The sequence below is a fragment of the Hanstruepera neustonica genome, from assembly GCF_002895005.1.
In the GTDB taxonomy this organism is placed as follows: Bacteria; Bacteroidota; Bacteroidia; order Flavobacteriales; family Flavobacteriaceae; genus Hanstruepera; species Hanstruepera neustonica.
The window spans coordinates 679,399-693,082 of sequence record NZ_POWF01000001.1 but is presented as its reverse complement, the minus strand read 5'-3'; the positions used below and the strand labels follow the sequence as shown (position 1 = coordinate 693,082).

14 protein-coding genes and 1 tRNA gene are annotated in these 13,684 nt (G+C 36.3%); 8 read left to right on the top strand and 7 right to left on the bottom strand.

Translation table 11 applies throughout. The features are described 5' to 3' along the window. Window positions 1-924, top strand: coding sequence for a T9SS type A sorting domain-containing protein (locus C1T31_RS03120; RefSeq protein ID WP_103050990.1), 924 nt, complete (start codon window positions 1-3; stop codon window positions 922-924). A gap of 69 nt (window positions 925-993) precedes the next feature. Here the strand turns inward: C1T31_RS03120 and C1T31_RS03115 are convergent. Next, window positions 994-1,075, bottom strand: a tRNA-Leu gene (locus C1T31_RS03115). Between the two features lie 116 nt (window positions 1,076-1,191). Between C1T31_RS03115 and C1T31_RS03110 the strand changes: the two genes are divergently transcribed. The 5 genes from C1T31_RS03110 (at window position 1,192) to C1T31_RS03090 (ending at window position 6,663) form a co-directional block, all read left to right on the top strand. Further along, window positions 1,192-2,580 (top strand): dipeptidase, encoded by a 1,389-nt coding sequence (locus C1T31_RS03110; protein ID WP_103050989.1) that lies wholly within the window; start codon window positions 1,192-1,194, stop codon window positions 2,578-2,580. A gap of 111 nt (window positions 2,581-2,691) precedes the next feature. Continuing rightward, entirely contained in the window at window positions 2,692-3,057 is a 366-nt protein-coding gene (locus tag C1T31_RS03105; RefSeq protein ID WP_103050988.1) for a BlaI/MecI/CopY family transcriptional regulator, read from the top strand. Between the two features lie 2 nt (window positions 3,058-3,059). Beyond that, window positions 3,060-4,988: a M56 family metallopeptidase gene (locus C1T31_RS03100; RefSeq protein WP_103050987.1), complete on the top strand. Its 1,929-nt coding sequence runs from the start codon at window positions 3,060-3,062 to the stop codon at window positions 4,986-4,988. A 107-nt stretch (window positions 4,989-5,095) separates the two neighbouring features. After that, window positions 5,096-6,196: a DUF4407 domain-containing protein gene (locus tag C1T31_RS03095; protein ID WP_103050986.1), complete on the top strand. Its 1,101-nt coding sequence runs from the start codon at window positions 5,096-5,098 to the stop codon at window positions 6,194-6,196. 44 nt (window positions 6,197-6,240) lie between these two features. Continuing rightward, window positions 6,241-6,663 carry a YybH family protein gene (locus C1T31_RS03090; protein ID WP_103050985.1) on the top strand — a complete coding sequence of 141 codons (423 nt, stop codon included), beginning with the start codon at window positions 6,241-6,243 and terminating at the stop codon, window positions 6,661-6,663. On the opposite strand, the gene C1T31_RS03085 is transcribed toward C1T31_RS03090, so the two are convergent. The 5 genes from C1T31_RS03085 to C1T31_RS03065 all read right to left on the bottom strand — a co-directional run bounded on the left by C1T31_RS03085 (window position 6,664) and on the right by C1T31_RS03065 (window position 11,897). Beyond that, window positions 6,664-6,942 (bottom strand): STAS domain-containing protein, encoded by a 279-nt coding sequence (locus tag C1T31_RS03085; protein WP_103050984.1) that lies wholly within the window; start codon window positions 6,940-6,942, stop codon window positions 6,664-6,666. It lies immediately after the preceding gene. A 179-nt stretch (window positions 6,943-7,121) separates the two neighbouring features. Continuing rightward, window positions 7,122-8,369 carry an NAD(P)/FAD-dependent oxidoreductase gene (locus tag C1T31_RS03080; RefSeq protein WP_103050983.1) on the bottom strand — a complete coding sequence of 416 codons (1,248 nt, stop codon included), beginning with the start codon at window positions 8,367-8,369 and terminating at the stop codon, window positions 7,122-7,124. Between the two features lies 1 nt (window position 8,370). Further along, a complete protein-coding gene (locus tag C1T31_RS03075; RefSeq protein WP_103050982.1) occupies window positions 8,371-9,378 on the bottom strand; it encodes a 4-hydroxyproline epimerase in 1,008 nt (335 codons plus the stop codon). Next, window positions 9,375-10,964, bottom strand: a complete 1,590-nt coding sequence (locus C1T31_RS03070) for an aldehyde dehydrogenase (NADP(+)) (protein WP_103050981.1) — start codon at window positions 10,962-10,964, stop codon at window positions 9,375-9,377. The genes C1T31_RS03075 and C1T31_RS03070 overlap by 4 nt, the downstream gene beginning before the upstream one ends. Window positions 10,965-10,982: 18 nt before the next feature. Next, on the bottom strand, window positions 10,983-11,897 hold the full coding sequence (locus tag C1T31_RS03065) for a dihydrodipicolinate synthase family protein (protein WP_103050980.1): 915 nt from the start codon (window positions 11,895-11,897) through the stop codon (window positions 10,983-10,985). A gap of 132 nt (window positions 11,898-12,029) precedes the next feature. On the opposite strand from C1T31_RS03065, the gene C1T31_RS03060 reads away from it, so the two are divergent. Together C1T31_RS03060 and C1T31_RS14020 are read left to right on the top strand one after the other, a co-directional pair. Beyond that, entirely contained in the window at window positions 12,030-12,866 is an 837-nt protein-coding gene (locus tag C1T31_RS03060; protein WP_103050979.1) for an AraC family transcriptional regulator, read from the top strand. Window positions 12,867-12,870: 4 nt separating this feature from the next. Then, window positions 12,871-13,020: a hypothetical protein gene (locus C1T31_RS14020; protein WP_165780060.1), complete on the top strand. Its 150-nt coding sequence runs from the start codon at window positions 12,871-12,873 to the stop codon at window positions 13,018-13,020. Window positions 13,021-13,022: 2 nt separating this feature from the next. Here the strand turns inward: C1T31_RS14020 and C1T31_RS03055 are convergent, their stop codons facing one another. Next, a complete protein-coding gene (locus C1T31_RS03055) occupies window positions 13,023-13,601 on the bottom strand; it encodes a PhnA domain-containing protein (RefSeq protein ID WP_103051304.1) in 579 nt (192 codons plus the stop codon). Window positions 13,602-13,684 lie beyond the last annotated feature (83 nt).

Sequence of the window (13,684 nt, the reverse complement as noted above, 5' to 3'; positions counted from 1 at the left end):
ATGAATAATCTTTACGTACTGGCATTTTGCTTATTTGCTGTGGGTGTTTTTGCCCAAACGACCATTCAATATCCACAAAGAGTTGCGAATTACGATGCCATCTTTTTTGATAGTGGTGGTCATTTTGATAATGGGGCTGACGAACTTGGCATGTGGGCAAATGGTGGTGGTGCCAAACAGTCTGTAGCTTGGAAAACCTTTACCGAGAACGGTTTAACTGGTGGCACGCCAAGTATTATGGCTATTGGCGATAGTTTTACCATAACAGTTGCAGCTACGCAAGCTTTTGGTCAAATTGGTATAGCACTGTTGTCAAGCCCAACTTCAACATTGAGTTGGGACGACCGGCAAAACAACTATGCGGTTCAAGTCAATTTAAATGGCAATGGTGGTGCTTTCGATCCCTGGGAAGTGGTTTCAAATGGAGGCACTGTAAATACATCATCTATAAACGGATCTGCAGATTACAACGATTTTAAGTTTGAGTTTACCCTTAATACCGAGACTACTATGATTGTATCTATCAACGATGGTACTGAAGAATTCAACATAACTTTAAATAATACGAATATTACTGGATATGCCATTTATTTTGCCGACGATTGGAACGGATTTAGCAATGCTGATATCTTTTGGAAACCATCAACGCAATATACTTATGCGATGACATTAGGACTTGAGGACAACTTAAATTTCAAAACTACAAGATTATTCCCAAACCCAACAACCAATCATTTTTCTGTTAATTCAAATGTAAAATCTGTTGAGATATTTGACACAACCGGCAAATTAGTTAAAGCTTTCCAAGGTAGCTATATTGCGGGTCACACATTTGAAACATCAGGATTAAAACAAGGTATATACTTTATAAAAGCAACGAACAACTCAGGAAGTCATTTTACCACTAAACTTATGAAAATCTGAGTATATAATTGATTAATAGCAATTGTCAATTACAGAAAAAGCTTCTTGTTTTCAAGAAGCTTTTTTTCGTGCGGGCGGGGAGACTCGAACTCCCACACCTCGCGGCACTAGATCCTAAGTCTAGCGTGTCTACCAATTCCACCACGCCCGCATTAGATTTCCCAATAAATGGGATGCAAATATAAACAATAGTTTGAATATTCAAATCTATCTACTGCAAAAAAGTTCTCTGTCTTTTGTACTTTTGGAGAAATTGAAAAATAGATTATGGATAATATTAAAGACTACGTAAACAAAAACCAAGAACGCTTTTTAAACGAGCTTATCGAGTTACTTAAATTACCTTCTATAAGTGCAGACTCGGCTTATAAAAATGATATGCTTAAAACAGCCAATGCTGTCAAAGCCAGTTTAGAAAATGCAGGTTGTGATAACGTGGAAATTTGCCAAACTGATGGCTATCCTATAGTTTATGGAGAAAAAATTATTGATGCTAAATTACCCACTATTTTAGTTTATGGGCACTATGATGTACAACCAGCTGATCCTTTGGAATTATGGACATCGCCGCCTTTTGAGCCCATTATCAAAAAAACTGAATTACACCCTGACGGTGCTATTTTTGCACGTGGTGCCTGTGATGATAAAGGCCAAATGTATATGCATGTAAAGGCTCTGGAATTTATGACTTCCACCAATCAATTGCCTTGTAATGTCAAATTTATGATTGAAGGTGAGGAAGAAGTTGGGAGTGTTAACCTTTCTACTTTCGTAAAAAACAATCGTGAAAAGTTAAAAAATGACGTCATTCTTATTTCAGATACAGGCATGATTGCCAAAGACGTACCAAGTATCACAACTGGTTTACGTGGCTTAAGTTATGTGGAAGTCGAAGTAACAGGCCCCAATCGTGACTTGCATTCTGGGTTGTATGGAGGTGCTGTGGCAAACCCTATAAATGTATTAACAAAAATGATTGCCTCACTTCATGATGAGAACAACCACATTACCATTCCTGGGTTTTATGATAAAGTAGAAGAATTATCAAAAGAAGAACGTAACGAAATGGCAAAAGCACCTTTCTCTTTGGATTCTTATAAGAAATCCTTGGATATTGATGATGTGTATGGTGAAAAAGGCTATACAACCAATGAACGAAACTCCATCCGTCCTACGTTAGATGTTAACGGTATTTGGGGAGGCTACATTGGTGAGGGTGCCAAAACCGTTATTGCCAGTAAAGCCTTTGCTAAAATATCTATGCGTTTAGTACCTCACCAAGATTGGGAAGAAATCACTCAATTATTTAAAACGCATTTTGAAAGCATTGCTCCTGAAGGTGTCAAGGTTAAAGTCAAACCACATCATGGCGGTCAAGGTTATGTCACACCTATTGATAGTATTGGCTATCAAGCCGCTAGTAAAGCTTACGAGGAATCGTTTGGAAAGAAACCCATCCCGCAGCGAAGTGGTGGTAGTATTCCAATTGTTGCACTTTTCGAGCAAGAGTTAAAAAGCAAAACCATTTTAATGGGCTTTGGTTTGGATAGCGACGCCATCCATTCACCAAACGAACATTATGGTATTTGGAATTACTTTAAAGGCATTGAAACCATACCATTGTTCTACAAATATTTTACTGAACTTTCTAAATAGAATACAATCCGCTCCTGTTGAGCGGATTTTTTTAATCTTTTCTATCTCTACATTTGTAGAATACAATTTTTTATTCTATGTTTGTAGAACATATTCTAAATTTGTAGAAAAATGCAATTATCAAAATCAGAAGAAGATTTAATGAACCACTTATGGAAACTGGAAAAAGCCTTTATGAAAGATCTATTAGATGCCTACCCAGAACCCAAACCTGCTCCCACGACTGTGGCTACCCTTTTAAAACGTATGGCAGACAAAGGTTTTGTTGCTTACACAACCTTTGGGAAATCTCGTGAATACTATCCGTTGGTTAAAAAGAAAACCTATTTCTCAAAACATGTAAACGGACTGATAAAAGATTTTTTTAATGACAGTGCTTCGCAATTTGCATCTTTTTTTACCAAAGAAACCAATTTGTCTAAATCCGAATTGGAAGAGTTAAAAAAATTGATTGACAACGAAATTAAAAGCAGATAACCATGATACTTTACATTCTAAAATTCAGTGCCTGCTTGGCTGTTTTTATGCTGTTCTACAAGTTGTTCTTGGAAAAGGAAAGCTTCCATCAATTCAAACGTGGCTATTTGTTGGGAACTTTAATTATATCGGCTATTATTCCGCTGATAACATTTACAACTTACGTTGAAGTGGCTCCTTTGGAAATACCTGCTTACAATTCTGAAATAGCCACACCTCCTTATGTTCCAGAACAACTATTTGAAGAACCTGTAAACTCTTGGTCAATGATTTTGTGGACTATTTACAGTATTGGTGTTTTGGTTTTTACAATTCGCTTCGGTATGAACTTATGTAACATTCTTAAACGTATTAAACACAATCCAAAATTTAAAAACCATTCGGTTATTTATGTTTTATTGCACGATTCGGTTCAGCCACACACCTTTTTAAATTATATTTTCTTTAATAAAACCAAATATGAAGCTCATGAAATTCCTCAAGAAGTACTATTTCATGAAGAAACACATGCTAGAGAAAAACACGCTTTAGACATTTTGTTTATTGAGGTTTTTCAAATTGTGTTTTGGTTTAATCCGCTACTCTATTTCATTAAAAAAGACATCAAGCTCAATCATGAATTTTTAGCCGATCAAGCCGTTATCAACCAAGGCTTTGAGCTTAAAAATTATCAAAATACCTTATTGGCATTCTCATCAAATGATCACGAACCACAATTGGCAAATGCCATTAATTATTCATCAATCAAAAAACGTTTTACAGTTATGAAAACACACACATCAAAACACATTATTTGGGTTAGGAGTTTAGTGCTACTACCTTTATTAGCGATTCTAATCTACAGTTTTAGCACAAACAAAATTGTTGAAAAGACCATGGCTTCAAATTCTTCAGAAATAAGTCACACAGCAAGAAGTATTGATATTGATGTTCTTGAAAATGGGACATATAAAATTGCTGGCAGCAGTGCCACTAAAGCAACTTTTGTATCCATCTTAAACCAGCTGCATCAAGATATTTCTCCAGAAATACGAAATCGCATCATAAATGTTCATGTAAATAGTGGTAAACCTGTTTCAGATGAAGAAGTTTGGTTTATTTACAACAATTTTATTAAATATGGCTTTCACCGTATTGTAACTTTTAACCAAGAGATCATTAGAGAAAAAGGGAATACACCTTTTGCCATTGAAAAGAAAATTGAACAACAAAAAGGTGCCTCTAAAGAACAAATAGCTGAATACAACAAATTGGCTAAATACTATAATTCTCAAAAAGGTGACAGTTATACCATAAAACTTTCTGACATGAAGCGTCTTAAATATTTATACGATTTGATGACAGAAGAACAACGAAAATCCGCAGAGCCATTTCCCAACTTTCCGCCTCCTCCACCAGAGCCAGAAAAACCTTTAAAAAATAAGGAGCCATATTATAAGGTTAGAAATAATTCTGACAAACAAATAATTGTTGAAAATGGTAAAGCCAGAGAAGTAAAGGCCCCTGAAACCCCTAAAGGTCCAAAGAATGTTGAAGTAGTGGCAATACCACCTCCACCACCGCCTGTTCCTGCAAATGCTACAAAAGAGCAAAAAGAAAAATATCAAAAAATAAGTGAGGAATATTATAAAAAGTACAAAGTTGAAAATGGAAAAGTAAGTGAGCGAGAGCCTTTACCGCCTCCACCACCAAAATCAGAAATCGTTGAAGTTCCGCCGCCACCACCTCCACCAAAATCACCATTGGATCATGTTATTGACATGGCAAAAAAAGGTGCTACGTTTTATTATGAAGGCAAACAAATAAGTTCCGATAAGGCTATTGAAATATTAAAAACCGATAAAAGCATGAATATTTCAACTAAAAATTCGGACTCTAAAAATCCAAAAGTCTATTTATCAAAAGAGCCCATTAAAATCAAGAATAAATAATTTATCAAACACATTAAAATGTTAAAGCCTCGAAATATCGAGGCTTTTTTGTAACATTTATATAACTTTTACGTTCTAATATTTCATCAATCAAAACTTCATCAATCATGTTAAAGCAATTTTTTATCATTTGTTCAGGATCTGATACCAATATTTTGGACAACTGTTCCATTGGCGAACAAAACAAATACGCAGGCATTGGCGCTACCGTTTTCTTTACTGCTGTTATGGCTTTTATTGCAGCGAGTTATGCACTTTACACCGTTTTCGATAATCTTTTGGCCGCTATCTTTTTTGGCTTTGTTTGGGGCTTGCTCATTTTTAATCTTGATCGGTTTATTGTTTCAACCATTAAAAAGCGAAACAATGTTTTGGATGAGCTTATTCAAGCTTCACCTCGAATTATTTTAGCCATTATTATTGCCGTGGTTATTTCAAAACCTTTAGAACTCAAAATATTTGAAAAGGAAATCAATCAGGTGTTACTAACGGAAAAAAATCAAATGACATTGGATAACAAAAGCGAATTAGCGAAACAATTTGATCCTGGAGTGGAAGCTTTAGAAAATAATATTCAATCCTTACAGCAGCAAATTGACACCAAAGAAGCTGAAGTCAATGCCCTTTACGACACCTATATTTCTGAAGCTGAAGGTACAGCAGGAACCAAGTTGCTTGGAAAAGGACCTGTTTATAAAGAAAAGCGTGAAAAACATGATGCAGCTTTAGCTGAACTCAATCAGCTTAAAGAAGAGAACAAAACCAAAATTCAGGAAGCTGAAACCCAAATTGCTCAATTAAAAACGGATTATAATGCTCAAGTTTCCAACACACAGCCAATCATTGATGGTTTTGACGGCTTAATGGCTCGAGTCAATGCTTTGGACAAACTGCCGTGGTTACCATCGTTTTTTATTTTCCTGTTGTTTCTAGCTATTGAAACCTCTCCTATTTTTGCCAAATTGTTATCACCGAAAGGCGAATATGATTACAAATTGGAAGATGCCGAAACAGCCGTTAAAACTTGGGTTGAACAAAAGGTTAATGAGCGTGAGATTCTGCTTAAAACCGATATGGCCATCAATAACAAAATCTACAATGATATTGCTGAAGAAGATGAGCTATACACTTACAAGCGAAAAAAAGCAAGAGAGCTTATGCAACTACAAGCCGATGCTTTTTTTAAACACCAAAAGAATGCGCTTTGACAATTAGTTAGTATTTTTAGGAAAACTATTCAATTCGTTTTCTTATGAGATCACTACTAGTCATTTTATCATTATCTTTTTCAACTATTGTATTTTCACAATCTGCCGATGAAATTGCCATCAGAAAAGTGATGCAAGAGCAGCAGGATGCTTGGAACAATTATGATATTGAAGGCTTTATGCAAGGCTATTGGAAATCAGATTCCTTGCAATTTTATAGCCGTGGTTACATTACAAAAGGCTGGCAACAGACTTTGGACAATTATAAAAAAAATTACACCTCTAAGGAGCAAACTGGACAATTAACCTTTAAGCTTAACGCGATATCTCCTATTGAAACGGGATCATATTACATCATGGGTGAGTATCACCTCAAACGAACAGTTGGAGACGCTCAAGGCGAGTTCATCATCATCTTTAAGAAAATAGATGGTCAGTGGAAAATCATTGCCGACATGTCAACCTAATTAGGCTGCGTCATTCGTTTTAAAATGGTTATAAAGATCTTTACATCCTGAACCGATAATGGATAATTGCTTGTGTTTTGATAACGACTCATTATGCAATTTAGCCAAAGCCATCACGCCATATTTATCAATACTTTCAAGCCCTTCCAGACTAATTGTAATAGATTGTAATTTTTCAAAGGCCTCATTAATTTCATTTTGAAATTTTTGAACGGAATGCTTGTCCAATATTCCCTTGACATCAAAAAAGTTATTGTAGTGTGTAATTTTTAGGTTCATAAACACATGGTTTAAACGTTAATCAATAAAAAATGTGCTAATAATCAGTGAGGGAATGGTATAAATATACAACTGAAAATGAATACTTTACCATCTATTCGACCAAATGTAAAAGTTTCGGACAATCGTAAAAAGCAGGCTTAATTAATCGAGGAAAAACCTCCTAACTTCATTTCCCTTCAAAATTTTCGATCTGGATTAAATAGTTCCAAATTCATTGAGCGGGTTTTTTCTGAAATAATTTCAGAAACTAATTTTCCAGTTGCTGGACCCATACTCCAACCCATCATGGCATGCCCTGTTGCTATCGTTAAATTGTTGCATTTTGAAGACTTTCCAATGTATGGTAAACCATCAGCAGAAACTGGGCGTAATCCAGAAGCCGCTTCTCTCTTTTCTTCATCATTGAACCTAATATCGGGATAGTATTTATTCACGGCTTCAGCAATAGCATCAACACGCACAGGATTAATCTTGTTATTGATACCTGCTATTTCCATCGTGCCAGCAAAACGCGTAAAACCATTCATGGGAGTAACCGCTACTTTAGCTTCCGTTAAAATAGCTGGTCTGGTTATGTTTGTTTTCTCAAAGGTGTTTATACGATAGCCCTTTCCTGCTTGCAACAGCAGATTAATATCTAATTTTTTACTTAAGATGTGACTCCATGAACCAGCTGCCAAGACGAACTCATCAGCTTTTAATTCTTGCTTTTCAGTAACAACGGACTTAATGGTTTGATTATTTACTGCAAGGTCAATCACCTTTTCATTTTGCAGTATGGACACATCATGATTTCTTAACCAAGATTTCATCTCATTCATAAACTCTTGAGGTGTAGAATGGGAATCACACTCATACAATACAGCACCAAGGGTGTTAATATTTGTATGAGGTTCCAGTTTTCGTAATTCAGCTTGGCTAATTTCATAGGCATCCAATCCCTCTGATTGTGCAATTTTGGCTGTCTTAATCTCTTCCTCTAAAATCTTTTCAGTTTGACATAGCATCAGCATACCTTTCTTTTCAAGATGAAATGAAAAAAACTCATCGGCTTTTATGGCATCGTATAATTCTTGGGATAATAATGTAATTCTCTTAATGGCAGGTATTGATTTTTCAACATGTTTACTATTACAGGATCTGTTAAAAGCCAAAACCCATTTTAAAAAATCTGGATTTAGACTGGGTTTTATGTACAAGGGGCTTTTAGGATTGAACATCCACTTCAAGCCTTTTTTCATAACACCAGGAGCTGTTAAGGGAATAATATGACTGGGAGACAAATACCCTGCATTAACATAGCTGGCACCATCAACCATAGCAGATTGATCAACAACAGTTACATGATGTCCTTCTTTTCTTAAGTAATAAGCCGAACATAATCCTATGATGCCACCTCCAATTATAATAACGCTCTTTCCCATATTAAATGACTTGAAAACCTAGTGCATACGGATCATCTTCTGTATCTATTGTTATGGTATTACGACCATAAATTTTTGCCCAACCTTTGATGCTTGGGATAATGGCTTTGTTTCCATCAATTTGGGTTTCTGCTTCCACTCTGCCAATAAACTTACTTCCAATAAAGCTTTCATGGATAAAATCTTCACCCAATTTTAATTTCTCTTTGGCAAACAGTTGTGCCATTCGCGCTGATGTTCCAGTTCCACAAGGGCTTCTATCTATGGCCTTATCGCCATAAAAAACCGCATTTCTACCTGTTGAACTCGGATCAATCGGATTTCCTGTCCACAAAATATGTGAAACATCCTTAATGGTATCATTCTCTGGGTGAACAAATCTATTTGGAAACGTATTGTTGATTAATTGTCTCAATGTTTGTGAGAATTGAATAATCTCGGAAGCAGAATGATTATGAATGCCGGAAAAGTTCTTTTGAGGATCAACAATGGCGTAAAAATTACCACCATAAGCCACATCAAAAACTAACTCTCCCAAATCTGGTGATTGAATGGAAAGGTTTTCGGCGGCCAAATAACTTTTAACATTAGTCAGTTTTACCCAATCCACTTTGCCATTGGTTTTTTGGTATTCAATTTCTACCAAACCAGCAGGAGCTTCCATTTTGATTTTCCCTGGCACTTTAGGTTTCACCAACCCTTCTTCAATAGCCACTGTAATGGTGCCAATGGTTCCATGACCACACATTGGTAAACAGCCAGATGTTTCAACGAATAAAATAGCAAAGTCATTTTCAGGATCATGTGGCGGAAATAGCATACTACCGCTCATCATATCGTGTCCGCGAGGCTCAAACATTAAACCTTTTCTTATCCAATCATATTCCTTGAGAAAGTGTTGGCGCTTTTCACTCATGTTATGTCCAATAAGGTTCGGAATCCCTTCTGTGATTACCCTTACTGGATTTCCGCAGGTATGCGCATCTATACAGACAAAAGTTCCTTTCATTGTGTAATACGATCTCTGGTTTGTGTATTGTTTACCAATCTCAAAATCCCCAATGGATTTTCATTTTTTAGTTCTTTTGGTAATAAGTCATTTGGCCAATCCTGATAACTAAATGGTCTTACCCAGCGTTTAATGGAATGAATTCCAACAGCCGTAAACCGACTATCAGTTGATGCTGGGTATGGCCCACCATGGGTCATGGACGGACAAACCTCAACACCTGTTGGAACGCCATTATAAATCAATCTTCCTACACGGTTTTGTAAAGCCGACACAATATCAGAATATTCTGTAGCCTCATCATTTTCAGCAATGATTGTCCCTGTTAACTGTCCTTCCAAATTAGAAATAATTTGATATAGTTGGTCGGTATCATCACATTGAACCACCATAGAATACGGTCCAAAAACCTCCTGATGTAATGTTGCATTGTTTAAAAACGTTTTACCTTCTACGGTAGTGACTGTTTGTCTAGCGTAATTTGTTTTGATGTCATACTCATAATTAACCACGACCGATAAATTTTGCTGTGCAATGGCTTTTTCTTTCTTGCTTTCATAGGCACCAATTATATTAGGGTGCAACATACACGTCGGTTCAACTTTTACGATTTCATCAGATAAATTCTGAACAAAATTGGATAGCTCCTTACTTTTAATCCCTAAAATCAACCCTGGATTGGTACAAAACTGACCTGTTCCTAAAGTAATCGAATTAGCATATGTTTTTGCTATGGATTGATTCCTACTTTTTAAAGCCTCGGGCAAAATGACTACTGGATTGATACTGCCCATTTCGGCAAAAACAGGAATGGGTTCATCGCGTTGGGCTGCTAAATTATACAAGGCCCTCCCTCCAGCAATGCTACCCGTAAAACCAACAGCTTTTACACCTGCATGCTTTACTAATTGTTCCCCAACTGCAATACCACTACTGTTTAAATTAGAAAAAACACCGTTAGGCATTCCTGTTTCTTCAGCAGCTTCAATGACAACCTTGGCAACCCATTCACCCGTTCCGGCATGCATAGGATGAGATTTAACCAACACGGGGCAGCCAGCTGCTAATGCAGCAGCAGTATCGCCTCCTGCTGTTGAATAAGCCAATGGGAAATTACTGGCACCAAATACCACAACAGGCCCCAATGGAATAGACATTTTTCTCAAATCGGGTTTTGGTGTTGGTTCACGATCTGGAATAGCTGTGTCAATAGAAGCCTCGACCCATGACCCCTCTTTAACCAAGTCGGCAAACATGCGTAGTTGACCTACAGTTCTTCCACGCTCTCCTTTAGCGCGACCTTCAGGCAAGCCAGACTCTTCACAATAGGTTTGTATTAACTCATCGCCCAAAGCCATAATATTATCTGCAATGGTGTTTAAAAACTTTGATTTCCTATCCTTTGAAATATTACGATATGTTTTGAAAGCATTTGTTGCTAAATTGACAGCCTCGTCAATTTCTTCTGGTGTTGCTTCGGTAAAAACAGCTTGGTTTTCCGAATTGGTTTGTGGATTAAAAGTTTTAAAAGTCTTGTCTCCTTTTGCTGATTGCTTATTCCCTACATAATTTTTTCCAGTTATCATTTAAAGCTATTTTTATAATTATAAATTTTTATAGTCTGGTAGTACAGGCTTGTTTTTCAGGCCTCTCTCTATGATCTTTATGACGTGGTTTCTTTCTTGCCCCGATAATGGCAACCGTGGTGCTCTTACATGTTCTGTTCCTATTCCAGTGTAAACCTCCGCCAGTTTGATGTTCTGTACTAATTTAGGATTTATATCCAACTCTAGCAATGGTAAAAACCAACGGTAAATCTCAAGGGCCTCTTGTATTTTTCCAACTTTATGTAATTCATAAATAGCTACGGTTTCTTGTGGAAAAGCACAAACTAAACCAGCTATCCAACCATCGGCTCCCATGAGCAAACTCTCCAAACCTAGCGTATCTACTCCTGTCATAATCTTTAATCGGTCTCCGAATCGGTTTTTTATACGCGTCACATTTGAAATGTCACGAGTTGATTCCTTGACAGCCTGGATATTATCGCATTTTAAAAGCTCTTCAAACATATCTAAAGTTACCTCAACATTGTAATCTACTGGATTATTGTAAACCATGATTGGCAAGGACGTGCTATTGGCAACAGTTTTAAAATATGTCATGGTTTCCAAATCCCCTGACTTGTATCTCATTGGTGGCAACATCATTAAACCATGCGCACCATCGGCTTCGGCTTTTTGAGCAGCTGCTATGGCTTGTTTGGTTGATTGTTCGGCTATATTTACCAAAACGGGTATTTTATTTTTAACTAAAGACACCGTAAACCGAGTGAGTTCCCGTTTTTCTTCATCCAATAACGTACTGGCCTCGCCCAGCGTTCCACCCAAAACAATACCGTGAACTCCAGCATGGAGCTGTGCCTTAATATTTACTTCAAACATGTTTAAATCCAATTCATCATTTTTCGTGAATTTGGTAGTTACAGCAGGCATGACGCCTTTCCATTGAACATTCATTTTTAGTATATTTTATTGATATAAAATTAACCTATAAAACCATTTTAGCTTAATGCATATTTATCCAAAATCAATACTATATTATCCATAAAATAAGTATTATTTTATATTTTAGATTATTATTGTGCAGACATGAAAGTCCTTCCATTTAAGATTCCAAAACCAGAAACCCATGCGTTTGTCTTTCAAATAGACAAAGAAGTGGTTTTTTATGACAAATTACATCAGCATGAAGACATACAAATTAGCTATATTCTGGTTGGCGAAGGCGCTCTAGTTGTAGGCGATACCATTACACATTATAAAAGTGGCGATATTATTGTCATTGGCGGAAATTTGCCTCATGTGTTTAAAAGTGAACCTTCAACTAAACAATCACATATGCTATCTATATTCTTTACAAAAGACGCCTTTGGAAAAACTTTTTTTGAGTTACCCGAACTATCACAAACCAAACCATTTTTTAAACGTTGTAAACAAGGGTTCAAACTCACAACCAACATAAGGCCTGTCCAAGAACGATTTTTGATGTTTGAAAAAACATCTAAAATTGAACAGTTTATATTGCTTCTGGAAATTATGAAGTTAGCATCTTCAGCAGGCTATAAAAGCCTGTCATCATTTATATATGAAAAGACATATTCGGATAATGAAGGTAAACGCATGCAAGATGTTGTAGAATACACCATGAATAACTACAAAAACAACATTAGTTTAGATAGTATTTCTGAAATAGCCAACATGACCAAAAATGCCTTTTGCAAATATTTTAAAAAGCGCACGAACAAAACGTACATTCAGTTCTTAAATGAATTACGAATCGAGCAAGCCCAGAAACTTTTACAAAGTGACACCGATTTATCTATTACGGAAATAGCCGAATTATGTGGCTTTAATAACATATCTCATTTTAATAGGCAATTTAAAGCCATTAAGAAAACAAGTCCCTCAAAAATCAAAAACAAGTAACCTCATGTCTACTAAAACTCAAAATATCCTAATGGTACTTGCAGCAGTTATTACCATTTACGGTTTAATAACAGGTAAGTTTTTGTTCTTATTGATTATGATTCCCTTTGGGTTTTCGTTTCTAAAGCAGAAAAATGACAAAGACAAGCAATAGCTTTAGGTCTTCTTTACATATTTGGTGATAATGACTATTTGCTGACCATCAACTTTACCTTCAATATATTCGGCGTTTTCATGATCCAAACGAATATTTCTTACAGCAGTGCCTTGTTTGGCCACCATACTGGAACCCTTTACTTTTAGGTCTTTAACGAGTACAACAGAATCGCCATTCTCCAATACCACACCATTAATGTCTCTATGAATAATTTTTTCAGATTCATCTTTATCTTCTCCCGTTGCTCTGGCTAAAGCCAGTGCCTCATCATCCAAATACATCATATCCAACAAATCCTTTGGCCAGCCTTCATGACGAAGTCGTTGCAACATACGCCAAGCCATAATTTGGACAGCCACGTGTTCACTCCACATACTATCGTTAAGACAACGCCAGTGATTTGGGTCCATTTCAGTTACACCATTTATTTGATCTAAACAGGTTTTACAGACTAATAGATCATTGGCAACATTTTCATTTAATGATGGCGGAATGGTATATTGATGTAAATCATGTGTAGATGAACACAATTCGCAGGCATTGTTACTTCGCTCTTGAAGCATTTGTAAGACACTCATAAAATAATTTTGTGCAATATTACACTTAAAAATGAGTAACTGCAAAAACATTATTTGTTTAAAAACAAACCTTTAAGATAAAT